The organism is Algoriphagus sp. PAP.12 (assembly GCF_026652115.1).
In the GTDB taxonomy this organism is placed as follows: domain Bacteria; phylum Bacteroidota; class Bacteroidia; order Cytophagales; family Cyclobacteriaceae; genus Algoriphagus.
Genome location: NZ_JAPPSQ010000001.1, coordinates 437,818 through 460,231, shown reverse-complemented (window position 1 = coordinate 460,231; position 22,414 = coordinate 437,818). Strand labels below are relative to the sequence as shown.

General features: G+C 41.9%; 20 protein-coding genes. 7 read left to right on the top strand and 13 right to left on the bottom strand.

What is annotated here, in order from left to right:
- Positions 1 to 28: 28 nt before the first annotated feature.
- The 6 genes from O0V13_RS01945 to O0V13_RS01920 all read right to left on the bottom strand — a co-directional run bounded on the left by O0V13_RS01945 (position 29) and on the right by O0V13_RS01920 (position 4,003).
- Positions 29 to 880 (bottom strand): HAEPLYID family protein, encoded by an 852-nt coding sequence (locus O0V13_RS01945; RefSeq protein WP_268033309.1) that lies wholly within the window; start codon positions 878 to 880, stop codon positions 29 to 31.
- Between the two features lie 76 nt (positions 881 to 956).
- Positions 957 to 1,292 carry a hypothetical protein gene (locus tag O0V13_RS01940; protein WP_268033308.1) on the bottom strand — a complete coding sequence of 112 codons (336 nt, stop codon included), beginning with the start codon at positions 1,290 to 1,292 and terminating at the stop codon, positions 957 to 959.
- Positions 1,293 to 1,485: 193 nt separating this feature from the next.
- On the bottom strand, positions 1,486 to 1,830 hold the full coding sequence (locus tag O0V13_RS01935) for a low molecular weight protein tyrosine phosphatase family protein (protein WP_268033307.1): 345 nt from the start codon (positions 1,828 to 1,830) through the stop codon (positions 1,486 to 1,488).
- 30 nt (positions 1,831 to 1,860) lie between these two features.
- Positions 1,861 to 2,148 (bottom strand): chaperone modulator CbpM, encoded by a 288-nt coding sequence (locus O0V13_RS01930; protein ID WP_073571422.1) that lies wholly within the window; start codon positions 2,146 to 2,148, stop codon positions 1,861 to 1,863.
- Positions 2,148 to 3,053: a J domain-containing protein gene (locus tag O0V13_RS01925; protein ID WP_268033306.1), complete on the bottom strand. Its 906-nt coding sequence runs from the start codon at positions 3,051 to 3,053 to the stop codon at positions 2,148 to 2,150. Before O0V13_RS01925 ends, O0V13_RS01930 begins: the two co-directional genes overlap by 1 nt.
- 107 nt (positions 3,054 to 3,160) lie before the next feature.
- Positions 3,161 to 4,003: an alpha/beta hydrolase gene (locus tag O0V13_RS01920; RefSeq protein WP_268033305.1), complete on the bottom strand. Its 843-nt coding sequence runs from the start codon at positions 4,001 to 4,003 to the stop codon at positions 3,161 to 3,163.
- A 595-nt stretch (positions 4,004 to 4,598) separates the two neighbouring features.
- Here O0V13_RS01920 and O0V13_RS01915 point away from each other — a divergent pair.
- Complete coding sequence (locus O0V13_RS01915) at positions 4,599 to 5,318, top strand: hypothetical protein (RefSeq protein ID WP_268033304.1); 720 nt, start codon at positions 4,599 to 4,601, stop codon at positions 5,316 to 5,318.
- A 544-nt stretch (positions 5,319 to 5,862) separates the two neighbouring features.
- Here the strand turns inward: O0V13_RS01915 and O0V13_RS01910 are convergent.
- Complete coding sequence (locus O0V13_RS01910) at positions 5,863 to 7,503, bottom strand: S8 family peptidase (protein WP_268033303.1); 1,641 nt, start codon at positions 7,501 to 7,503, stop codon at positions 5,863 to 5,865.
- Positions 7,504 to 7,937: 434 nt separating this feature from the next.
- On the opposite strand from O0V13_RS01910, the gene O0V13_RS01905 reads away from it, so the two are divergent.
- Positions 7,938 to 8,339 carry a hypothetical protein gene (locus tag O0V13_RS01905; protein ID WP_268033302.1) on the top strand — a complete coding sequence of 134 codons (402 nt, stop codon included), beginning with the start codon at positions 7,938 to 7,940 and terminating at the stop codon, positions 8,337 to 8,339.
- A 150-nt stretch (positions 8,340 to 8,489) separates the two neighbouring features.
- Here O0V13_RS01905 and fumC read toward each other — a convergent pair whose 3' ends face one another.
- The 4 genes from fumC to mazG all read right to left on the bottom strand — a co-directional run bounded on the left by fumC (position 8,490) and on the right by mazG (position 12,495).
- Positions 8,490 to 9,890, bottom strand: a complete 1,401-nt coding sequence (gene fumC / locus O0V13_RS01900) for a class II fumarate hydratase (RefSeq protein WP_268033301.1) — start codon at positions 9,888 to 9,890, stop codon at positions 8,490 to 8,492.
- 77 nt (positions 9,891 to 9,967) lie between these two features.
- Positions 9,968 to 10,453 (bottom strand): hypothetical protein, encoded by a 486-nt coding sequence (locus tag O0V13_RS01895; RefSeq protein ID WP_268033300.1) that lies wholly within the window; start codon positions 10,451 to 10,453, stop codon positions 9,968 to 9,970.
- A 294-nt stretch (positions 10,454 to 10,747) separates the two neighbouring features.
- Positions 10,748 to 11,131, bottom strand: a complete 384-nt coding sequence (locus O0V13_RS01890) for a RidA family protein (RefSeq protein WP_268033299.1) — start codon at positions 11,129 to 11,131, stop codon at positions 10,748 to 10,750.
- 563 nt (positions 11,132 to 11,694) lie between these two features.
- Positions 11,695 to 12,495, bottom strand: a complete 801-nt coding sequence (mazG, locus tag O0V13_RS01885) for a nucleoside triphosphate pyrophosphohydrolase (RefSeq protein WP_268033298.1) — start codon at positions 12,493 to 12,495, stop codon at positions 11,695 to 11,697.
- 72 nt (positions 12,496 to 12,567) lie between these two features.
- On the opposite strand from mazG, the gene O0V13_RS01880 reads away from it, so the two are divergent.
- Genes O0V13_RS01880 through O0V13_RS01870 form a run of 3 tightly spaced genes read left to right on the top strand, consistent with a single transcriptional unit; the run spans position 12,568 to position 15,424 of the window.
- Positions 12,568 to 12,798 carry a hypothetical protein gene (locus O0V13_RS01880; RefSeq protein ID WP_268033297.1) on the top strand — a complete coding sequence of 77 codons (231 nt, stop codon included), beginning with the start codon at positions 12,568 to 12,570 and terminating at the stop codon, positions 12,796 to 12,798.
- A 58-nt stretch (positions 12,799 to 12,856) separates the two neighbouring features.
- Positions 12,857 to 14,251: a phosphoglucosamine mutase gene (gene glmM, locus O0V13_RS01875; protein WP_268033296.1), complete on the top strand. Its 1,395-nt coding sequence runs from the start codon at positions 12,857 to 12,859 to the stop codon at positions 14,249 to 14,251.
- A gap of 30 nt (positions 14,252 to 14,281) precedes the next feature.
- Entirely contained in the window at positions 14,282 to 15,424 is a 1,143-nt protein-coding gene (locus O0V13_RS01870; RefSeq protein WP_268033295.1) for a cysteine desulfurase family protein, read from the top strand.
- A gap of 206 nt (positions 15,425 to 15,630) precedes the next feature.
- Here the strand turns inward: O0V13_RS01870 and O0V13_RS01865 are convergent, their stop codons facing one another.
- A complete protein-coding gene (locus O0V13_RS01865; protein WP_268033294.1) occupies positions 15,631 to 16,377 on the bottom strand; it encodes a hypothetical protein in 747 nt (248 codons plus the stop codon).
- 153 nt (positions 16,378 to 16,530) lie between these two features.
- On the opposite strand from O0V13_RS01865, the gene O0V13_RS01860 reads away from it, so the two are divergent.
- Positions 16,531 to 16,866 (top strand): Rieske (2Fe-2S) protein, encoded by a 336-nt coding sequence (locus tag O0V13_RS01860; protein WP_268033293.1) that lies wholly within the window; start codon positions 16,531 to 16,533, stop codon positions 16,864 to 16,866.
- On the opposite strand, the gene O0V13_RS01855 is transcribed toward O0V13_RS01860, so the two are convergent.
- Positions 16,856 to 19,090 carry a TonB-dependent receptor family protein gene (locus O0V13_RS01855; protein WP_268033292.1) on the bottom strand — a complete coding sequence of 745 codons (2,235 nt, stop codon included), beginning with the start codon at positions 19,088 to 19,090 and terminating at the stop codon, positions 16,856 to 16,858. The two genes, O0V13_RS01860 and O0V13_RS01855, sit on opposite strands and share 11 nt — an antisense overlap.
- 210 nt (positions 19,091 to 19,300) lie before the next feature.
- On the opposite strand from O0V13_RS01855, the gene O0V13_RS01850 reads away from it, so the two are divergent.
- Positions 19,301 to 22,411 carry a PVC-type heme-binding CxxCH protein gene (locus tag O0V13_RS01850; RefSeq protein WP_268033291.1) on the top strand — a complete coding sequence of 1,037 codons (3,111 nt, stop codon included), beginning with the start codon at positions 19,301 to 19,303 and terminating at the stop codon, positions 22,409 to 22,411.
- The last annotated feature ends 3 nt before the right edge of the window (positions 22,412 to 22,414 follow it).

Genomic DNA, 22,414 nt, shown 5'->3' with positions numbered 1-22,414 from the left:
CACAGAACAGCGTTCTGTGCCCCTTTAATTAGTTATGAGATGGCTCCCAGATCAATCTCAAAAATGTGCTGAAACGTTCATTTTCTTTATCAATGGGTATTCCTGTGACGATCCCGATCATGGTATGTTCTGTGATTCCCAATCGCATTTGAGGACGAAGCGTCATATCGAAATCTGGCCCATCTAAATTTTTGTTTATTTCCATCCCTATAAAATTTCGGGTTCCTGGGATCATATAGTGAAAACTGGTATTGATATTATAGGTCGTGTGAAACTTTCCACTCTGATAATCTTGATGGATAATAGGGCCAGTATAGATTAAGGAGTGATAATTGGAACCCCATCTTTTAGCCATGACCAGAAAGGGGTTGTACACATTTCCGGTAATCAATGGATTCCCAAAATTTTTGAAACCCGAAAGTTCAAACTCATTGATATAGCCGATTGCCATGGAAGTTGCCATTCCTTCGTTAACAAAAAAGGACCATTGAGCAGCCACTTTGATACTATTGAGTCTGTTGGAGGGGACAGAATCACTTTCGGACCTAGAGGTAGAGGTATACATTGTAAATGGTAATTCAACCTCTAAGCCCAATCGATCTATCGGCGCCCACTCGTATTCAATGAGAGCTTCATAGCTATCATAACTCAAATTGTCTGTCAAGCCTAATCCTAAATTCCATTCTTTCTCACCTTTCCTTGCTCCCAGGTCTCTGATCAGATCGATGTAGAGCGGTTCGGCATGTAGGACTTTTGCAGGCTTCGACTTTTCTATTTGTTGGATGTAAAGACTATCCTTTTCTGCATTCGATATTTGGGAATAAGTATAGCCGCTGGATGCCAATAGAAATAAAGGCATCAGTAGTTTTTTGATGTTCATGTTGGTTTGATTTTAAGCAAAAAGAATTGCCCTATTTCCAGAAGAGGAATAGGGTTTTTGATTGGCTAGCGTGAAATCAAACTTGTGGTGGAGGAGTAAATAGATTTAGAAATCCTTGGGTAAGGAACTCTTCGTAATCCCTGAATTTTTGCTGCCCAGAGTGTCCCTGGGATTTTTGAGTAAGGTATTCCCGAAAACTGTTATTGATCAAATCAATTTTGCCTTGGGATTTTTGGGTTTGTTCTTCGGCATCGGGATCATCAAATTCCTGAAAAGCATCCTCATAGCCCAAAAAAGTCTCAACGACGAGCTCAATGATACTTTCCTGATCATTGATAGTCAAATCCTCAGACACATGGGGAGAATCCGGGTCTGCCATATCCACACTCAAGTTGAGAAGATACATCCCCATAAAAATCCAGAGGAATTGTGAAAATTTGCTATTTCTGATTTGAGAAATCACGCGCCAAAGGTAATTCAACCAAACTTTTAATTCCTATCAGTTCGGCAATTGAAACAAAAATTTGAGAATTTTTAGCTTTTGAAAGCTTCAGGGATGAAATGGTGGATTCATTTTGACTTTTTCCAATGATAAAAAGATTGATTTAGGTTCCAAATGCAATTTGAAATTCCTCATTTATTCTATCATTCAATAAATCAACAAGTTCCTCATCCATATACTCATAATCGTCCGGAATGTGGAGGACCTTGATAGTAGGTAAGTCTAAGTTTCTATATTGTTTCTTGATTTTCTGGCGATGATCTGTTTCCATCACCAGCACCAAATCAGACCAGTTAAGGTCATTTTCTGAGATTTTTCTTTCACTTTTTGAGCTTAATCCGACCGACCTAATGGCAAAGCGTGGGTCGTTTTTAAAAATGGATTCTGCTGTTCTACTTCTCTTTTTATTTTTTCCACAGACTACGAGGAGATTGGGCCTTTCAATCATTCAATTATGTTTAAAGCCTTAAAATAAAACTTACTCATAAAGCCTCAATCTATTCCTCAAAGTAGTCAGCTCCTTTTGTAGCTCTCTTTGCTTTGCCAGCAAATTGAAAACCACATCAATTCCTTCTAGATTCAGATCCAACTCATCATGGAGACGAATCATCTTTTCCAGATCTGCAATTTGATCATGGTGGATGTATTGCTCTTGCTCTATTATTTCGATTTGTATCAAGCCGATATTGCTTAAATCCATCAAAAAGGAGGATTCAATATGGTAATTGACACAAATGGTACTGATTGATATAAACTGAGTTTCCATTATCCTTCTTTGATTTTTTGTAATTCCTTAAACAGCTCGATTTCTTTTTCGGAGAGATTTTCTGGAATCTGAATTTGATAGGTCAAAATCAAGTCTCCGAATTCTCCATCTTTCTTATAAACCGGAAAGCCTTTGCCCTTGAGTTTTACTTTGGTTCCGTTTCCTGTGCCTGCTTTTACTTTCAGTTTGACTTTGCCGTCAAAGGTATCCACGTGGATATCTCCACCCAAAATCGCGGTATATAAATCTAATGGCTCATCCTTGTAAAGATTATTGCCTTCCCGTTTGAAATCCGTGTGATTGTTGATGATAAACTTGATGTACAAATCACCATTGGGTCCACCATTCAATCCTGGACCTCCATTTCCCTTAATCTTGATTAACTGCTCGTTTTCCACTCCTGCAGGGATCGTGATCCGGATCTTTTTGTCATTAACCGTGAGTACCTGCTTTTGCGTGGTGTAGACATCTTTGAGATCCAAGTGCAATTCGGCATTGTAGTCTTGGCCTTTGAATTTGGGTCTATGGCTCTGTCTTGAATGTCCACTAGTTCCACCAAACATGGATTCGAAAAAATCAGAATAATCCTGCCCTCCGAAACCTTCAGCACCTGAACCGTATTGAGAATATTGGGATTGCTGCTGGCGACGCTGCTGTTGAGCCTTTTCAAACTCCTCTCCATGCTTCCAATCCTTGCCATACTTATCGTATTTCTTTCGGTTTTCAGGATTGCTCAGGACCTCATTTGCCTCGTTGACTTCCTTGAATTTCTTTTCAGCCTCCTTATTGTCAGGATTGAGATCGGGATGGTACTTCCGGGCCATTTTTCGATAGGCCGCTTTGATCTCCTTTTCATCGGCCGTTTTGGGGATACCCAATACTTCGTAATAATCTATGAATGCCATAAATGGATCTTATTCTTTGGGTTTTAAATAAGTGAAAACTCCTCTTTAATCTCGTTATTTTGATTGGCTTGTAACAGAATTTTAGTGATTTAATTTTCTGCTTTTTGTCATTCAATCTTCACTTTTGGCTGATCGCTTAGATATCCCAATGACTGTAAAAACTCATCAGCAGCCAGCAAAGTCTTCTCGTAAAACTCAAAATTTCTATAGTTGAAAAAACCATGGGGCTGGCCTTCGTACAAATGCAAATCACATCGACTGCCTACTTTTTCCATGACAGTTTTGTAGTATTCGGCAGTGGCCACAGGAACCAAATTGTCCTGCGTTCCCAATAAAAATAGAGTGGGTGGAGCTCCTTTTCCGATCAGATGAAGTGGAGAAAACTCCTTGTAAGCCTCTCCAACCCTTTCAAATCCATATCCTCCAGGGCCATTGTCGATTACGGGATTGAAAAGTAGCAATGCGTTTGGAATGGGGCTGATGGCTAAATCGTCTTTGTCATCATTGAATCCAGAAACCAAAGCTGTGGCCGCGGCTAAATGACCCCCGGCTGATCCTCCTCCGGCAATGATTTGATCCGGGTCTACATGGAATTGAGCGGCATTTGCCCGAACATAGCGCATAACAGATTTGGCATCTTTGAGAGATTCAAATGGAGGAGTCTGATGGACACTTCTGGTACGATAATCCACCAGAAAGCAAACCAAGCCTCTTTTAGCAAAGTAGGTTGCTTGAGGTCGAAAATGCTCTCTGGATCCGCCAACCCATCCCCCTCCAAAGAAGAAAACCACGGCTGGATACTCCTTTCCACCCTCCATTTCCTCAGGATAAAGTACCTCCACAAAAAGCTGGGTAGTATCGAGTTCTTTGTAGAGAAATAGTTCTTGAGCTTGGGTTGAAAGAGTAATTAAAAAAAGGAAAGAAGCAGATAAGAAAAGTCTGATTTTCATGGCTTTTGGGTTTGAGTTCAATTTCCAAATTAATTTGTTTATAGAACTTTTGAAAGCCCTTGACTTCGGTAGGCAAGCAAAATTTACCCGAGTCAATCCTGCTCAGATACTTAAGAATGAATAGTTCTTTCTTTGGTTCAACTCTCCGACTTGGACCATTGACAGTATTAGTCTGCATTGTTTAGAGCACAAGTCAGAAGACTTGCGCTATTGCAAATGCGCGCTTCAGAATGAATGATATTCATATTTGAGTTTCTAGCCCTGAAGGGGCTGAAGATGAATAGCCCTGGGCTTTAGCCTGGGGTTGAGAATTTATCCTACCTATCGCCTCGGCCACGATTTATTGTAAGGAGTTACCAGCTTTTTGCCGAGGAGGCGTAGAAAGAATTAATAAAACAAACCATTTATTGGTTCAAGTCTCCCGACTTGGACCTAAAAACATTGCAGTTTCAGACTGCATTGTAAAAAGTATATGTCAGGAGACTTGCGTTAATGAAGTTTTATCATTCCCGAATCAGGGCATATAACTACTTGAGTGTTAGTTATTTAAATTTAATAATATTTCTGTATTTTGAATTTTTTAATCGGGAAGAGAATGACTTTAGCAGATTTTAAGAATGCACATAAATGGTTGATAATACCATTGGTGGTTGCCCTAATTGGTTTTTCCAGAGGATATTTATTTCGATTGCCTGATGCCACCTGGCATCATCATATGCATGGCCTCTCGGCTATACTTTGGTATATCATGGTGATTATTCAGCCTTATTTGATAACCCGGGGCAAGGTCAGGCAACATAAATTTTATGGAACTTTATCCTTGTTTTTGGCTGGTGGAGTGACATTTTCTGCACTTACGATTATTCCCAATAATTTAAGGGCCCTTGAAACTTTGGAGCCCAACCCGATCGTTTCGGCTGACTTCCTTTATGGGGTTTCTTTTACAGACATTGTTACCATCATAGGCTTTGCAGCCAGTGTATTGATAGGGATTACCAAGGTCAAAAACCTGGAAGATCATGCCATGTGGATGATATCTACTGTTTTTTGGGCATTTATGCCGGCTTTATCCAGATTAGCGATGATTCCATTTATGATATTGTTCGGGACTGAACGGTATGACTTTATCGATGTGATTTTCTTTTCCACCATTTTTTCCATCCTGCCTATCATAATTATCTGTTGGAGACTCAAGCGATGGCACCCGGCTTTATTGATTGTCGCCGCTGCCAATCTTTTATATTTCTTTATCCGTCCGATTGGAAGAAGTGAATTGTGGAGAGCTATCGCTGATGAAGTTTTTAAGTTTTCATAGTGCTTTTTTATTTCACTTATTCACCAAGCAATTCCTAAAGCACTCATAAAATTCTCTAATTTTCCACAAATCAGAAATTAATCGGTAGTTCAAATCTAGTGGCGCGTTGGGCTGTCGCAGGCGCGGGTTGTGCGAGGGCTATGCGGGAGGAAGCTTAGCTGCGACTAGCCATCGGAGTTTTCGTCCTTTTGGGACAAGCCAAAAGGACATAAGATAAAAAACAAAATTGGAATTAGACTTAGAAAATAGCAGTCACAGACTGCAATATTTAAAGCCCAAGTCGGGGACTTGCGCTCCCCCAGAGTTCGCAATGAAGGAAAGAAATTCCCAGTGAAACCTCTGCATTCTCTGCAATTCAGTGGTAAAAATGAAAAAGTAAAGCCTTCCCATTTCTGGAAAGGCTTATGTATTCGTCACTGCGAGTAGAGCTTGAGGAGCGCGAAAGTCTAGATTGCCACGTCGGGCTTAAAGCCTCCCTGTCTAAAGTCAGGTAAACTCGCAATGACGTCAGTTTTTTTAGCTTTTAGACTTTAGCTTTCAAATTTTACTTCAAACTCACCTCTCTATTTGCCACTTGGCTAGCCAAAATCAAGGCATTGTAAAGATTGGCGATTTTGCCGGACTTGGAGATTTCTGAAAAGGGCTTCAATTCACCCTCAGGTCCACCCACCTGCACTTCCAGATCCAATGGAATCCCCGATTGCATAATCACCTGCTTCACTTGTGCAGCTGTCAAAGACGGATAATAAGATCGAATCATCGCTGCCAATCCTGTGACGGCTGGAGCTGCCATGGATGTGCCGCCCTGGAACTCATACGCATCATCAGGCATGGTGGAATAGATCTCATCCCCCGGAGCAAAGATGTCTACATTTTCTTTTCCATAATTCGAATAAATGGCTATCAAGTCTGGTCCTATATAAGAAGTCAATGCTCCCACGCTTAAGAAATTGTCAATAAATTCATTGCTTTGTCCCTTCGGGTGATCATTTGGGAAGGTTGGATTCTCCGGTGAGTCCAAGTCTAAGGCATCATTTCCTGCCGCCTGAACGATCAGCACATCTTTCGAAGCCGCATATTCCAAGGCATCATAGACCCATTCAGAATTCGGTGAAAAAGGCTTTCCAAAGCTTCCATTGATCACTTTGGCACCATTGTCTGCCGCATAGCGGATCGCCAATGCAATATCCTTGTCATATTCATCTCCATTGGGAACGGCCCGGATGGACATGATCTGTACATTCTGAGCGACACCGTCTACACCAATTTTATTATTCCGTGCAGCTGCGATGATTCCGGCCACATGGGAACCGTGACTTTCGCTGTCCACACGGATATTCGGATCTCCGTTGCCATAGTCCTGATCTGAAAAATCATAAGGATCATCTCCCACCGGAGTTCGTCCGTCGAAATTCTCATTCAGATTGTATTTCAGCTGCTCATCGTAATAGGTAACTCCATCCTCCAAGTCCTTCAATGCCTCGGGAACGGTCTGTCCCATCTCATACACCTGAGATAGCATAGCCACGATTTGCTGCTGTTGACTATTTTGGGGTTCGAAGTTTTGCAAATCCTCCAAGGTGTAGGTTTGCTTGCCCAAAGCTTCCTGCATCATGCCATCTGCCATGGTGATCACCTGTCTGATCTGACGAACTTGAGGGAAAGTCGATTTTGCCTCTTCCAACTTTTCATCCAGTTCCGCTTTTGCAGCATCTTGGTAAGCCTGATCGCCGATTTTCAATTTAACGATCCGGGTGATTTCCATCTGCTCATTATAGGATTCCCCAAGGAAATTATAGCCATGGATATCATCGATATAGCCATTGCGATCATTGTCGATGCCATCTCCGGCTATCTCACCTGGATTGGTCCAAAGAATCTCCTGAATATCTTCATGATCCAGATCTATTCCCGAATCAATCACTGCGACGATCACAGGTTCGCCTTTTTTCTTTTTCAAAAGCTCCGAATAAGCACGGTCCACACTCATTCCCGGGATGGTATCCTTTTGCAGATCCAGATGTCCCCAGTGCTTGGCTTGCTGCTCTGTGAGTTCGGATTGCTTGGGTGAAAGAGTGGAGGTATAGGTAAGAGGAGGGGCGGTGATTAGGGAGCTAGTCGTACAAGAAGTCGCTAGGGTGATCAGTCCCAATCCTGCCCAAATTTTCAAATTGGATTTAATCATAGTGAAATGTAACGCCTGTAACCGAAAAAGAGGTCGCTTGAATACGTTAAAAATGGTGAAAGGAGGTTTTTGAGTAGCAGTGGTCAGGGATTAGTTGGCAGTTGAGCTTTTGGGAATGGGATTGTAAATCCCAGAAAATATAAAGGCGTGGATGCAATTTACGATTATAGGGGGTTGATGAACTATTCTCAAAATATGATTTAACCTATACAAAAGAAACTTCAGACTTGTTTTAAAGCCCCGATTAAAAGGGCTTTAATTATTTATTGAAGGAGACTAAATTTCCAAAAGATGATCACAGAGCACAAAAAGGGGTAATTGGATTTATTGAAACAGTCTACCTACATGAGATGGATGATTTGATTGAGTATAAAGTGGCTCCGTACATCAAGTTTCTTATATAAATTCAAGGAATTGAGTTCTTAGGTGCATGCATGGATAGCGAGCCGTTTGATTCAGAAGAGCCGGGACTTTCAAAAACTAGATTCAACAACGGAATGTCATTGTTGGGGAAAAAGTATCAAGAATTCATTGGAAAGAAGGCAGAGATTAATTTTTACAAGGATTTTAGATGTCCAATGGTTCATCAATTCAAGCATAATCAAAAGAAAATCACTTTAGCGACGAGAATCGGAGTAGATCATCAACAAGTTCACCTTTCTAAAAATGTAAAAGGTCTACTATACGTCGTTATAGAGGATTTTTATGAGGATATTGAACGTGCTGCAAAGAAATTGATTAAGAAAATTGAAGGCGGCGAATATGATGTGCTTAAGTTGAAAAATCCGTATTTAACTATCAATAAAATCGATGAAATGAGGCAAATCACCACATGAGACTGCGAAATTTCAAAGGGCGTTATGATTTAAAGTTCATGACGTTTTGTTTTGGCGATTATAGAGTCTCTGTTGTGAAAATGAAAAAGCCTTTCCATTGCTGGAAAGGCTCTTTTTACAACGGACATCGGACATCCGACATCGGGCATTTTATTTCAAACTTCCAATCATGTCCTCAGGCTTCACCCACTCATCGAATTGCTCGGAGGTCAATAGCCCCAAGGCGATTGCAGCTTCACGAAGGCTGGTACCTTCCTTATGTGCTTTCTTGGCAATAGCAGCTGCATTTTCATAACCGATATGGGTATTCAAAGCCGTTACCAGCATCAAGGAGTTTTCCAAGTGACGTTGGATCATCGGAGTATTAGGTTCGATACCTACGGCACAGTTGTCATTGAAAGACACGCAGGCATCTCCGATCAATCTTGCAGATTGTAGGAAGTTGGTCGCGATCATTGGTTTGAATACATTCAGCTCGAAATGACCATTGGATCCTCCGATGGAAACAGCTACATCATTTCCCATCACCTGAGCAGCCACCATTGTCAAGGCTTCTACCTGAGTTGGGTTGACTTTTCCAGGCATAATAGATGATCCTGGCTCATTTTCTGGAATCAAGATCTCTCCGATACCGGATCTAGGACCTGACGAAAGCATACGGATGTCATTGGCGATTTTCATCAATGATACAGCCAATTGCTTCAAGGCTCCATGGGCTTCTACCATGCCATCATGAGCCGCCAAAGCTTCGAATTTATTCGGTGCAGTCACGAATGGCTGTCCTGAAAATTCAGCGATTTTCTTCGCTACCAATTCAGCATAGCCTTGTGGCGTGTTTAGTCCAGTTCCTACGGCTGTGCCACCCAAAGCCAATTCGGAAAGGTGAGCCAAGGTATTTTTCAATGCTCTCAATCCATGATCCAGCTGAGCTACATACCCGCTAAATTCCTGTCCCAAAGTCAGTGGAGTCGCATCCATAAAGTGAGTACGGCCGATTTTCACCACATCTTTGAAAGCTTTGGACTTGGCATCCAAGGTATCTCTCAATTTCTGAACACCCGGAATTGTCGTTTCCATCACCATTTTGTATGCAGCGATGTGCATGGCAGTTGGGTAGGTGTCATTGGAAGACTGAGACTTGTTCACATCGTCATTTGGGTGGATGGATTTTTTGGCATCTTCCAAAGATCCGCCCTGCAATACGTGCGCTCTGTAGGCGATCACCTCATTGGAGTTCATATTGGATTGGGTACCGGAACCGGTCTGCCAAACCACCAAAGGGAACTGATCATCCAGTTTTCCTGCCAAAATCTCATCACAAACCGTAGAGATGATATCCGCTTTTTCCTGAGCCAAAACGCCCAATTCAGCATTGGTTTGTGCTGCGGCTTTTTTCAAAATGGCAAAAGCGCGGATGATTTCGATCGGCATGCGGTTCTTTTCGCCACCGATTTTGAAGTTGTTGATAGAACGCTGAGTTTGCGCTCCCCAATATTTGTCTGCAGGCACCTCAACAGGCCCCATCGTGTCTTTTTCTATGCGTATGCTCATGACAGTGGATTTATTGAATTCAGATTTCCGGCCGCTAAAATAAGGGCAAAAGGCTTTTTTCCCTAGTTGCGAGTACTTTAATCCTTCATTTGTAGATTAATCAGTTGGTGAAATTCCTCCCGGGAGGATTTGACTTGTCTGTGAAAAAAGAAAATGGCCAGGGAATAGTTCAAAATAGCCAAAGCCAAACAGATAAAACCGTTGACATAATTGTGCACCAAACCCAGAAAAAATCCGGAAAAAACGAGCAGGATAATGCTCCAGAAAACCACAAAAAAGAGGGCTCCCGGAAATAGTTTGTATTGGAGAAAAAGGATAGATCCCCGGGCGGTTTCTTCCACTTCTCCCAAGATCAGAGGAAGAAAAGTATTGCTTCGATTGATGACTTTGGAGATGCGAAAGCTGTTTTTGCCCACGATTCCATTGAAAGCAGCTTTTCGCGAAAGTTCTGTTCTTTTGTCGAGAAAATTGACCTCCAGCGTTTTTTTGGAAATATGCTCCATGACCTCCTCTTTGGAAAGAGCGCTGACAAGCGTTTCGCTATGGAAAGGAATCAGGGTCATGGATTCAGAATTGGACTAAAATTTCTTGAGGGATTATAATTTACGAATTTAGAATTACGATCCCGATAATTTTCGGGAACGAGCAGCAGAGAAGTTTTTTAGCGTTTTTACAATTTCGGACGGAGAATATTGAATTGTGAGAACCTTTCAACCTTACCACTTTTCAACCATGCAATCTCCATTCTCTCAAGCTCTGATGATGAACATCGAATGATGAATGTTGAATAAGGAAGTTTAGAAAGTGACTTAGTCTTCAGTTAAACTTCCAACATCCTACCTCCAACTTCCAAACCTTTATCCCTTCACCGCAATACAAGAAATCTCCACATTCACATTCTTTGGAAGCTTGGAAACTTCTACGGTCTCACGCGCTGGAGGATTGCTTTTGAAATATTGGCCATAAGCCTCATTGATCGTTGCAAACTCATCCATGGATTTGATAAAAATGGTGCACTTCACCACATCGCCAAAACCAAAGTCAGCAGCACGGAGAACGGCCTCCAGATTTTTCATCACCGCGTGAGTTTCTTCCGTGATATTTTCATTAATCAATTCGCCGGTTTCTGCATCCAATGGAATCTGACCGGATACATACAAAGTATTTCCCGCCAACACTGCTTGAGAATAAGGTCCAATTGGTGCCGGAGCTTCTAGGGTAAAGATGATTTGATTAGCCATATTTTTTTAAAGTATCAAGTATCAAGATTTTTGTACCAAGTACAAGGTACAATGTAGAATCAAAAATAAGGAGAATTGGAAAATCCATCTGAGAAATACAGTGGAAAAACGCCTTCGGCGAAATAAAATTGAAATACGGCTTTACTGAAATAATAAATATGGATTCAATTAGGAAATTGAAACAATTCCCCCTTTGCAAGGGGGTAAGGGGAATTAATTCTTTCAGATACGATTCGCGAGATATCGTCGCTTCGCTCCTGAGATAAGCCTTCGGCGAGATAATCTACTGTCTGCGTAACTATCTTTTATTATCTGCCCGAAGGGCTATCTTTTGAATTTAGATTTGGCTAAGCCAAGATAAACTTCCCTTCGGTCAGTTAGATATGCCTTTGGCGAGATAAACTACTATCTGCGTAGCTATCTTTTGAATCAAGATTTTACTAAGTCGAGATAGATAGTATCACCTCTCCTCCTATAAATCGCGTACCACTCACCAATTACAAAATCTCACTTTCTAACTGTAGACTGAAACTGATCACTGTTCACTGACCCCTGCTTACTGTCTACTGCTTCTTCGCTTCTTCCCAAAAGACATCCATTTCTGCCAAGCTCATGTCAGAAAGGTTCTTTCCGGCGTTTTTGGCGGCATTTTCCAGGTATTGGAATCGCTTGATGAATTTTTTGTTGGTTCGCTCCAATGCCTCTTCAGGATTGATATCGATAAATCTCGCATAATTGATCAGAGAAAAAAGTAAGTCTCCGAACTCTCCACTAGCTTTTTCTTGGTCGATTTCTTTTTCGTCAGCTGCATTGAATTCTTCTTTGAACTCCAGCATTTCCTCCTCCACTTTTTCCCAAACCTGATGCTTTTCTTCCCAGTCAAAACCTACTCCTCTGGCTTTTTCCTGAATTCTCATGGCTTTGATCAAGGCTGGAAGAGATCGGGGCACCCCTCCCAAAACAGATTTATTCCCTTTTTCCTTCAGTTTGATCTTTTCCCAGTTTTGGCTTACCGTCTCCGCATCATTGGCCTCAGTATCACCATAGATATGGGGATGACGGCGAATTAGCTTTTCGCAAAGTGCATCGATCAGGGTAGTTACGTCAAAATTGCCCTCTTCGGAACCAATTTTTGCATAAAAGACTATATGAAGTAGGATGTCTCCGAGTTCCTTTTTGATTTCTTCGGGATCGCCATCCAAGATTGCGTCCGACAATTCAAAAGTCTCCTCAATCGTTAGATGTCTCAGGCTTTCAGTGGTTTGCTTCATGTCCCAAGGGCATTGGGCGCGAAGCTCATCCATGATCGTTAATAGTCTGTCAAAGGCTGCTAATTGTTCAGCCCGAGTACTCAAATTTGACATTGCGTGGGAAACTAAGTTTGATTTGTGGTCGTTTTCGAAGTAAAGCTTTAAATTTGCGCAAATATATCCGTTATGACAACAGTATTAATAACCCTGGGCTTTGTGGCATTATTCTTCGTTTTGATGTCTGTTAGGCTCCTATTCCTTAAAAACGGAGAATTCAAAGGCACCTGTGCCTCCCAAAATCCCTATCTAAATAAAGATGGCGAAACTTGTAGCTATTGCGGAAAAACTGTAGATGCCAACAGCTCCTGCGGAAATCCCGACAATGAAGTCGACAAGGTCTTAGCCAAATTCAAGTAATTTTCAATCCCGCTTGGGCGGGATTTTTTAATAAGTTGTACTTAATTCACTTCTGTACGTGTCGTTAATCAAATCTATCTCTGGAATCAGAGGTACTATTGGAGGAAAAGCTGGAGAGGGTCTCACTCCCATTGATGTAGTCAAATTTGCATCTGCATATGGTGCATGGGTTTTGGAAAAAACCGGAAATGCGAAAGTTGTCATCGGTCGGGATGCCCGATTGTCAGGTGATATGGTTTCGCGTTTGGTTTCTGCCACCCTACAGGGAATGGGGATCCACGTGATTGATTTAGGTCTGAGCACCACCCCTACAGTTGAATTTGCAGTTCCTTTGGAAAAAGCCGGTGGAGGGATTATCCTTACTGCCAGCCATAATCCTATTCAATGGAACGCCCTGAAATTGTTGAACTCTAAAGGAGAATTTATTTCAGATGCTGAAGGCAAAGACATTCTTCAAAAAGCGGAGAATGATGATTTCACTTTTGCTGAGGTGAAAAAATTGGGGGCATACACTTTTGTTGATGACTATATCGACCGTCATATCCAGCATGTGTTGGATTTGGAATTGGTAGATGTGGAAGCCATCAAAGCCCGTAATTTCAAAATTGTCGTGGATGCGGTTAATTCTACAGGAGGTATCGCAGTTCCAAAATTACTTCGAGCTTTAGGTGTGGAGATCATCGAAGAAATGTTCTGTACTCCTGATGGTCATTTTCCTCACAATCCTGAGCCTCTCCCTGAAAACTTGAGAGATATTTCTCAAAAGTTGGAAAAAGGAAGCTTTGATCTTGGAATCGTTGTGGATCCAGATGTAGACCGTTTGGCATTTATCACCGAAGACGGATCTCCATTTGGTGAAGAGTATACCTTGGTGGCTGTCGCAGATTATGTGCTTTCCAAGACTCCGGGAAATACAGTTTCCAACCTTTCCTCAACCAGAGCATTGAGAGATGTGACTGAGAAAAGAGGTGGAGCCTACACGGCAGCTGCTGTGGGCGAGGTCAATGTGGTGAATCAAATGAAAGCTGTTGATGCTGTAATCGGTGGTGAAGGAAATGGCGGGATCATTTACCCAACGTCACACTATGGTAGAGATGCTTTGGTTGGAATTGGTTTGTTTTTAACGCATTTGGCTAAATTTGGGAAGACAATCTCCAGATTGAGAGCGACTTACCCGAGTTATTATATTTCTAAAAATAAAATTGAGCTGACTCCGGAAATCAATGTAGATCGAATTCTGGAAGCCATCAAGACCAAATACCAGAAGCACCCAATCAATGACATCGATGGAGTAAAAATCGAGTTTGAAAAGGAGTGGGTGCATTTGAGAAAATCCAATACCGAGCCGATAATCAGAATCTATTCTGAATCTGATTCAGAAGCTACTGCTGAGCATTTGGCAAAAAAAATCATGCAGGATATCAAGGAGGTGGTTTCCGCTTCTTTGCTGTAAACATAGAATATCAACCCAAATTATAGAGAGATGAAAGTCTATTTTGATAATGCCGCAACGACTGCCATGGACGAACGAGTAATCGAAGCCATGCTACCGTTTATGAAGGATCATTATGGAAACCCTTCTTCTGTGCATAGTCATGGACGTGAGGTACGAACTGCTATCGAAAGGTCAAGAAAGAAAGTTGCTGAGTTGCTGAATGCCACTCCGGCTGAGATTTTCTTTACTTCTGGTGGTACTGAGGCGGATAATACGGCTTTGGTTTGCGGAATAGAAACTCATGGAATTACCCATGCCATCACCTCTCCTTTAGAGCACCATGCGGTATTGCATACCTTGGAAGTTTGTGAGCAAAAAGGCAAAATCAAATTGACTAAACTGGACGTCAACGAGCAAGGAGTAATCGATATGGATCAGTTGGAGGCAAGCTTGAAAGCGAACCCAAATTCATTGGTTTCCTTGATGCATGCCAATAATGAAATCGGAAATATCAATGACTTGAACAAAATTGGTTCTTTGGCAAAGGAATATGGAGCTTTCTTTCATTCAGATACTGTTCAGACCATGGGACATTATGTGCATGATTTGAAATCTTTGCCGGTAGATTCGATTGTCGCTGGTGGACATAAATTCCACGGACCTAAGGGGTCAGGTTTCTTGTATGTAAGAAAAGACAAAAAGATCCATCCATTTATTCATGGTGGAGCGCAGGAGCGAAACATGAGAGGTGGTACAGAAAATGTGATTGGTATCATCGGTATCGCGAAAGCTTTGGAATTGGCTTATGAAGATATGGCTGGTCATGAAACTCACGTGAAAGCTTTGAAGAAGCATTTCATCGAAAGTCTGAAGGCTGGTATTCCTGATGTGGAGTTCAATGGATTGTCTGAAGACTTGGATAAATCTTTGTATACAGTATTGAATGTGAGCTTACCACCATCTGAAGCAAATGCTGGGATGTTGTTATTTAACTTGGACCTGGCAGGAATTTCTGCTTCTGGAGGATCTGCATGCAGTTCTGGTGCAACAGTGGGATCCCATGTCTTGAGAGCTTTGAATCACAATCCAGAAAGAGATTCAGTTCGATTCTCCTTCAGCCGGTACAATACCATCGAGGATGTGGACTACGCAGTTGAAAAACTCAAAGAACTCTACGCTGTAGAGGCATAAAATAGAAAGGGAGTTGAAAGGACTTACTCCCGCATAATATCGCGGATTTGCATTGCAGATTCGCGCTATTTTTTTGTGTTTTTCCCACACCCCGATAGCTCGTGGGGCACAGAAAAAGTCACAGATCATCGCAGATTAATAGTTAATACTTAAAATGGATCTGTAAAAATCTGTGAAATCAATCTGTGTAAATCTGTGGGAAAAAATTAATTGCCTCCCGGATTATACCCAATCGCATAAGGAGTCCAGATTTCGTAGATCGGATTGCCCGTTGAGCTAAGGCCGCTGTGGTGCCATTCTCCATCGATGACTTCATAATCAAAACTCAAACTGGCACCCACTCTTGTATCGTCACGAGAGAAGAAGGTGATGTTTTCGGTATATTTTCCGTCTTTGGCAGTGTAGGTTCCTCCGCCTGATCCGGAAAATTCTTTAGTCTCTGAATTGAAAGCTACCCACTGGAATCTGCCTCCTGAAAGTATCTTGATGGTTCTTCTTGCTCCCGGAGTGCTTCTGGATATCTCCCCTTCTCTTTTTCTTCCGGTAATCACCCAGTTTCCTGTCAAATCATCAGATTCCGCGGGAATTCTTTCCCAGATTTCCACCAACATATTCCCTTTGATTTCTGAGGATATCACGATTTTACCATCTACATAATCTAGCTTATACTTATTGACTGTACCAACTTGAAATGGATCCAAAGTGAAAAAGTCGAGTGTTTCGGTATAATTGCTTCCATCCCAAGAAAATGGACCGCCTCCTGCTCCGATGAAGTGATTATCGTCCACTTTTTTCGCTCCAAAAGCGAAATAATCATCTTGATAGATTTTGATATACTCAACCTCAGTAATGGGTTGTCCATTTTGGTGAGTCATTTTCCAGGCTCCATCCAAAGTCTGGGCATTTACCAAACCAATCACAAAAAACAGGGGGATTAGCAGAAAATTTTTCATGGGCTTATTTTAATTTGTGGCCCCAAACAATGAAAAATTCTCTGAAGCCTAGATTGAGTTTTGATTGATGTCTTTCCAGTAAATTCCAAAACAAATACCGAAAAACCAACACTTTATGTGTCGATGGTGTCTTTTCTTAGGTAAAATAGCATGATGAAAAATTTTATTCTTCCTTTTCCCCAAATCAAGCTTCATGAGATGTTTCCTGAAAAGGAAATCAGACAGGTTGATCTGGATGGTTTGAAAGTAGGAGTATGCCGAATTGGGGACGAGTATTTTGCTTTTGAAAGTACCTGTCCACATCGAATGACTTCTTTGATTCCCGGAGTTATTTCAGAGGAAAAGGAAGTCATTTGTCCACTTCATTCGTATAGATTTGATTTGAAAACCGGAGCCGTAATTGCAGGGATGTGTAGAGAATTGGAAATTTATCCTGTCGAAATCGTGGAAGAGGGACTGAAAATCTCAATTCCCGAGATTAGTAATTAAAAACGACCTTTATTCCTCCATAATAATTTCTTGCAGGGGCTGGTTGATAATATCTTCCTCCGAATGGATTCAGATCATTGCCCAAGGAATACAATTCATCCAAAAGATTGTCTACACCCCCAAAGATTTCCAAATCCCAGTTTTGGAAAGAGCGAATATATCCCAATCGGGCATTGACCAAATTGAAAGGATCAGAATAAACCGAATTAGCATCGTTGAGTGGGATTTCTCCAGTGTATTGATGGGTCAGGTTGAGATAGATTCCTGGTTGAGTTCTCAAATCTAACCTAGTCACTAAATTAGTTTTCGGCACTCCTGTCAGTTCATTTCCGGAGAAGTCATTGTCTCCCTTTTGATAGTTTTTAAACTCGAAAAACTGCCCTGTAAAGGCTGTACCTATCAAGAAATCCTTCAAAAAGCCATCTCCATTTCTCAATACCGCATAGTCCAGGGATATTTCGATTCCTTTTTGATCCGTAGCTCCCGCATTTCGGAATAGCACCACTCCATTTTCATTGGTATAAGTAGTGATTGTCTCTTTCAGCTTGAGATAATAAGCAATCAATTCCACATTGAATTTTTCCTTTCCCAATCTATAACCGACCTCGAAATTGGTTCCTTTCTCAGCTTCCAAATCCAGATTGACACTTCCTTCATTGGTTCTGACCTCATCGATAGTTGGAGGAGAAAATCCACCGCTCACAGATCCATAAACTGAACTGAAGGCTGACAGACCATAATTCAAAGCAACTCTCGGTACGATTACTGGATCAAATGTGCGGCTGTTCACTCCGGTTGGCCCTCCTGAGGCATCGATTTGGCGGTCTATTTCATAGCCAGAGAAATTCTCACTCAAACCAACTGTGAATAGTAAATTTTTAGTAAAATTCAACTCAGCTTGTTGGAAGAGAAAGCCTTGATAGGCCCGAAGTTTATCTGCAAATCGAACCGTATCCGCCACACCTGAACGGTTGCCAAAATTCTGGGCATCAGTCCAGCTGTTTTGGTATTCTGCACCAGCAATCAATCGTAGTGCTTTCCCTCCTAATTGACTTTCGTGGGTAAATTTGGTTCTTGCTCCATAGCCAAACCCGAGCTCCTTTTTGTAATCCAAAATGAATGGATTTTCGAAATCATTTGTGTTTAGATAAAGTGTGGTGCTGTTTTGGGTTTTTTCAGAAAAACGATAAACATGCCCCAATGAAAGCAATAAGGCTTTTTGTGATACTGAACTGTTTTGGTCGACTGATCCAGGTCTAGCTTGAGTAGGATCTTCAGCCAATTGGTCGGCGTTGAGTCCTCCAGGGATTTGGTAATTCAAGTCCGAAATCAGCATTTGAGTTCTGATTTCCTGCTTTTCTGAAATTGGGAAATAACCACCCATTTGGAAAACCTTCCTATCCACAGCAGATTGTTCCCGATAGCCATCTGACTTTTGGCTGACGAACGAAGCCTCGATTCCTCCATTTCCGATGGCTTGAGTTAAGCCTAATCTATATTTCATCAGGCCATAGCTTCCGGTCAAAAGATCTGTTGAAATGCTATTGGAATTCAAACTAGGTTGGCTGAATAGGGAAATTGCCCCTCCATTTCCTGCCCCATAAATGCTTCCGGATGGGCCTTTTACCACTTCCGAGCTTTTGATATTGGAAAGGTCTAGGAGATTTAAAGCTGTGGTCCCATCAGGAGCGGTGAAGGGAACATCGTTCCAATAAACTTTCACATTTCTCACCCCAAAAGGAGCTCTCAATGAACTTCCACGAATAGAAATTCTATAGCTGGCAGGAGCCCTCTCCTCAATTCGGACCCCAGCTTTTTGATTGAATGCATTGACCGGAGAAATCTCATTGTATCTGGTGAAATCACGTTCGTTTACTTTGACAATAGCGGCGGATTGCTCCAAAAGAGGTCTTTCTGATTCAAAAGCCGAAACAGTAACGGCTGAGAGGTTCATGACTTCCGGAGTTAGTTCTACATTATATTCACCAGCCTCGAACCATTTTTCCAAGTATTCATAGCCTTCTTTTGCAAATGAAATGCGGATTCCATCTCCCGGAATGGCGATTATTCCGCTTGAATTAGTGGTCAGGAATTTCTGGTTTTCGGGACGAACCCTGACATTCTCCAAAGCCTTTCCTGTCACCTGATCTGTGATGGTTAATTGGATTTGGGCTTGGGTCGCTATTGTTATTAAAAAGAATAAAAGGGTCAGGGTGTTTTTCATTTTGGAAAAATACTAGGATTGGAGGAGAGTAGGGAGGAAAAGTTTGGGAAAGGTTAGTTTTGGGTTTGATCTTTTGCATTTTGGGTTTTTGATCAATTTAATCCTGCCCTTGAACAGGAAGGTCTTGGATTTCAGCATTTAAAGGAATAATTTCTAAGGAATTTGGCTTGAAAAAGCCCGTTTTACCAACCCAACCTAACCCAACAATCTATGAAAAATGGCTTGCCATTATTGCTGATGCTTTTTTTGATTTTTTCATGTCAGGCACCTCAGCAAAGTGAGGAGGAGTATGATCCCGATTCTTTCGTCGATCCAGAACTTTTCAAAGATCATATTCGAGTGACCGATTATCAGACTCCCGAAGAAGAGATGGCCGGCTTTCATTTGCCACCGGGATTTGAAATCAATCTGTATGCCTCTGAGCCAGATATTACCAAACCCATCAATATGGAATTTGATGATAAGGGCAGGCTTTGGGTGACCCACTCCATCGAATATCCCTATGAAGCATCAACTGGTTCAGGAACAGACAAAATCACCATTTTGGAAGATACTGATGGAGATGGTAAGGCGGACAAATTCACTGATTTTGCTAGTGATCTGAATATTCCTATCGGTATCATGCCTGTGAAAGGAGGTGCAATCGCTTACAGTATTCCGAATATTTATTTTTTCGAGGACAAGGATGGAGATGATCGATATGATGAGAAGAAGGTCTTGTTGGGACCTTTCGGACATGAGGATACACATGGGATGATCAACAATTTCATGCGCGGTCTGGATGGCTGGATTCATGCATCCCATGGCTTTCGAAATACTTCGCATATCGCCGGAGCAGATGGAGATAGCATCCACATGACTTCCGGGAATACCTTTCGGTTTAAGATTGATGGGAGCCGTGTTGAGCAGACAACATATGGTCGGGTGAATCCATTTGGATACGCGGTGGATGATTTGGGCTATATCTATTCGGCGGATTGCCATTCCATGCCGATTTATCAGATTATCAACCAAGGTGATTATCCCCACTTCGGAAAGAAAGCTCCGGGATTGGGTTTTGGACCTCAAATGATGGATTATCAGATTGGCTCGACGGCACTTTCGGGACTGGAATACTACAATGGATTAGATTTTCCCGAAGAGTATCGAAACAGCTTTTACTCAGGAGATGTGGTGGCTTGCCGGGTAAGTAGAAATTCGGTGGAATATGTCGGTTCTACTCCTCAAGCGATTCGTGAAAAGGACTTTTTGGTCAGTGAAGACCCTTGGTTTCGTCCTGTGGATATCAAAATTGGCCCAGATGGAGCTTTGTATATCGCAGATTTTTATAACCGAATCATCGGCCACTATGAAGTGCCTTTGGATCATCCGGGGAGAGATCGAAAAAGCGGGAGAATTTGGAGAATCACCTATCAGGGTGATGCGAGTGATAAAGTTGATTGGTCCCAAGCTACGATCGATCAATTGATAGAAGGATTGGGAAGCGAGGTTTTTCATCATCGGATGTTGGCAACGGATCGTTTGGTGGATTTTGAAGGAGAAAAGGCAATTGCACAGCTAAAGGCGATTTTGGCTGATCCTAAAGCTGCTCCCAAGCAAAAAGTTCATGCACTCTGGGCTTTAAAAAGAATGGATGCTTTAACATTTGCTGAACTCCGTCATGCCGCCGAAAGCGAGAGTCAAGAAGTTCGAGTTCATACCTATCGGGTTTTGGCAGAGTATCCTGAATTGGATGCAGAAAAGGCAAACTTGGCGATAAATGGGATTCAATATCCAGACCCTCATACCCAAAGAGCTGCTGCAGATGTTATGGTGAAGCATGCCAGTGTGCTAAATGTTAACTTTTTGGTTTCCGAAATTCAGAAAACTCCTGACTCGGACAGCCATTTGAAATATACTTTGCTGATAGGCTTGAGAGATCATCTGAAAAATCCGGAAATTCTTCAAAGTGCAATTGGAAGAGATTGGCAAGATTCCGAAAAGCTGGTGCTGATGGATGCAATGACCGATGTACCATCTCAAAAAGCTTCAGAATTCATCTTTTCCAACCTGAAGGAGCTAGAAGTCTCTCATGATCGCATGTTGGTGTATATGGGGCATGTGGGAAGATTTGCACCAGAAAGTCAATTGGGTCAGGTGATTTCCTTTATCCAGGAGAAATTTGATGGAGATCCAGCAGGACAATATGCTTTGTACCAGAGCATCCAAACGGGAGTCGGTCAACGTGGAGGCAATCCAAATTCTCCAGTTATGAAAAATTGGGCATTGAGCTTTGCAGGAGGATTCTTGGAAAATTTAGATCAAAAACCAACTCCAGTGGCTGACAAGCCTTCAGCTCATGCGGACGAGGAATATGAGTTTTTCGAAGAAGTTGCCAGACAGCAGATTTTTGCCGCTCAATTGGCAAGTGAAAATAAACTGAGTGTCTATGAATCAGGATTAAGAGATCTTTTGGGTGCCGATTGGGCCAAAAATCGTCCACGTGCCATGGCGGCAAAGGCATTATTGGATATCAATCCCAATGGAAACAAGGAGCAAATTGAATCCATTCTTTTGGATTCGGAAGCAGATTTGGGATTAAGGCAGGAAATAGCTCGAAATATTGGAAACTCCAGCTATTCCGGAACTCAGGCAATGCTTCAAAAAGCATTGCCGACTGCTCCTTCAGGTCTACAGGTGGCGATTGCCTCGGTTTTGGTGAATTCCAATCAAGGAAGAAATCAATTATTGAAATTGGCTAAAGACGGAGAGATCTCTCCAAGGATCTTGTTGGATCGGGGAGTCAATGAGCAATTGTTGGCGAAAATGAGTCCTGCCCAAAGCAAGGAATATGAGGCTTTGACTGGCGGAATGGAGTCCGTTTTGGAAGAAAGACAGCAATTAATTGATGCAAGATTGTCGAGATTTGTTCCTAAGCCAGATCTGGAAAATGGAAAGGCCATGTTTATCAATACCTGTACGATTTGCCATCAGATCGAAGGAGATGGAGGTATCATTGGTCCTCAGTTGGATGGGATTGGCAATTGGGGTAGAAGAGCCTTGACCGAGAAGATTTTGGATCCAAATCGCAATATTTCTCAAGCTTTCAAAACTTATACTGTCACTCTTAAAGATGGAAAAGTGCAAAGTGGATTATTCCGAAGAGATGAAGGTGAGCTGGAGGTTTATGCAGATGCGAGTGGGCAGGAATTCACGATTGCCAAGGATCAGATTCAGGAAAAGAAAGTTTCCCAATACACCCTGATGCCAGATAATTTTGGACAGAGCATTTCCGAAGAGGATTTCGATGATTTGATTGCCTATCTCCTGACTCAAAAGTGATAA

Bases quoted from the DNA above. Each gene is read 5' to 3' on its own strand.
- O0V13_RS01945 (WP_268033309.1), bottom strand. From the start codon at position 880: ATGAACATCAAAAAACTACTGATGCCTTTATTTCTATTGGCATCCAGC.
- O0V13_RS01940 (WP_268033308.1), bottom strand. From the start codon at position 1,292: ATGGGGATGTATCTTCTCAACTTGAGTGTGGATATGGCAGACCCGGAT.
- O0V13_RS01935 (WP_268033307.1), bottom strand. From the start codon at position 1,830: ATGATTGAAAGGCCCAATCTCCTCGTAGTCTGTGGAAAAAATAAAAAG.
- O0V13_RS01930 (WP_073571422.1), bottom strand. From the start codon at position 2,148: ATGGAAACTCAGTTTATATCAATCAGTACCATTTGTGTCAATTACCAT.
- O0V13_RS01925 (WP_268033306.1), bottom strand. From the start codon at position 3,053: ATGGCATTCATAGATTATTACGAAGTATTGGGTATCCCCAAAACGGCC.
- O0V13_RS01920 (WP_268033305.1), bottom strand. From the start codon at position 4,003: ATGAAAATCAGACTTTTCTTATCTGCTTCTTTCCTTTTTTTAATTACT.
- O0V13_RS01915 (WP_268033304.1), top strand. From the start codon at position 4,599: ATGACTTTAGCAGATTTTAAGAATGCACATAAATGGTTGATAATACCA.
- O0V13_RS01910 (WP_268033303.1), bottom strand. From the start codon at position 7,503: ATGATTAAATCCAATTTGAAAATTTGGGCAGGATTGGGACTGATCACC.
- O0V13_RS01905 (WP_268033302.1), top strand. From the start codon at position 7,938: ATGGATAGCGAGCCGTTTGATTCAGAAGAGCCGGGACTTTCAAAAACT.
- fumC (WP_268033301.1), bottom strand. From the start codon at position 9,890: ATGAGCATACGCATAGAAAAAGACACGATGGGGCCTGTTGAGGTGCCT.
- O0V13_RS01895 (WP_268033300.1), bottom strand. From the start codon at position 10,453: ATGACCCTGATTCCTTTCCATAGCGAAACGCTTGTCAGCGCTCTTTCC.
- O0V13_RS01890 (WP_268033299.1), bottom strand. From the start codon at position 11,131: ATGGCTAATCAAATCATCTTTACCCTAGAAGCTCCGGCACCAATTGGA.
- mazG (WP_268033298.1), bottom strand. From the start codon at position 12,495: ATGTCAAATTTGAGTACTCGGGCTGAACAATTAGCAGCCTTTGACAGA.
- O0V13_RS01880 (WP_268033297.1), top strand. From the start codon at position 12,568: ATGACAACAGTATTAATAACCCTGGGCTTTGTGGCATTATTCTTCGTT.
- O0V13_RS01870 (WP_268033295.1), top strand. From the start codon at position 14,282: ATGAAAGTCTATTTTGATAATGCCGCAACGACTGCCATGGACGAACGA.
- O0V13_RS01865 (WP_268033294.1), bottom strand. From the start codon at position 16,377: ATGAAAAATTTTCTGCTAATCCCCCTGTTTTTTGTGATTGGTTTGGTA.
- O0V13_RS01860 (WP_268033293.1), top strand. From the start codon at position 16,531: ATGAAAAATTTTATTCTTCCTTTTCCCCAAATCAAGCTTCATGAGATG.
- O0V13_RS01855 (WP_268033292.1), bottom strand. From the start codon at position 19,090: ATGAAAAACACCCTGACCCTTTTATTCTTTTTAATAACAATAGCGACC.
- O0V13_RS01850 (WP_268033291.1), top strand. From the start codon at position 19,301: ATGAAAAATGGCTTGCCATTATTGCTGATGCTTTTTTTGATTTTTTCA.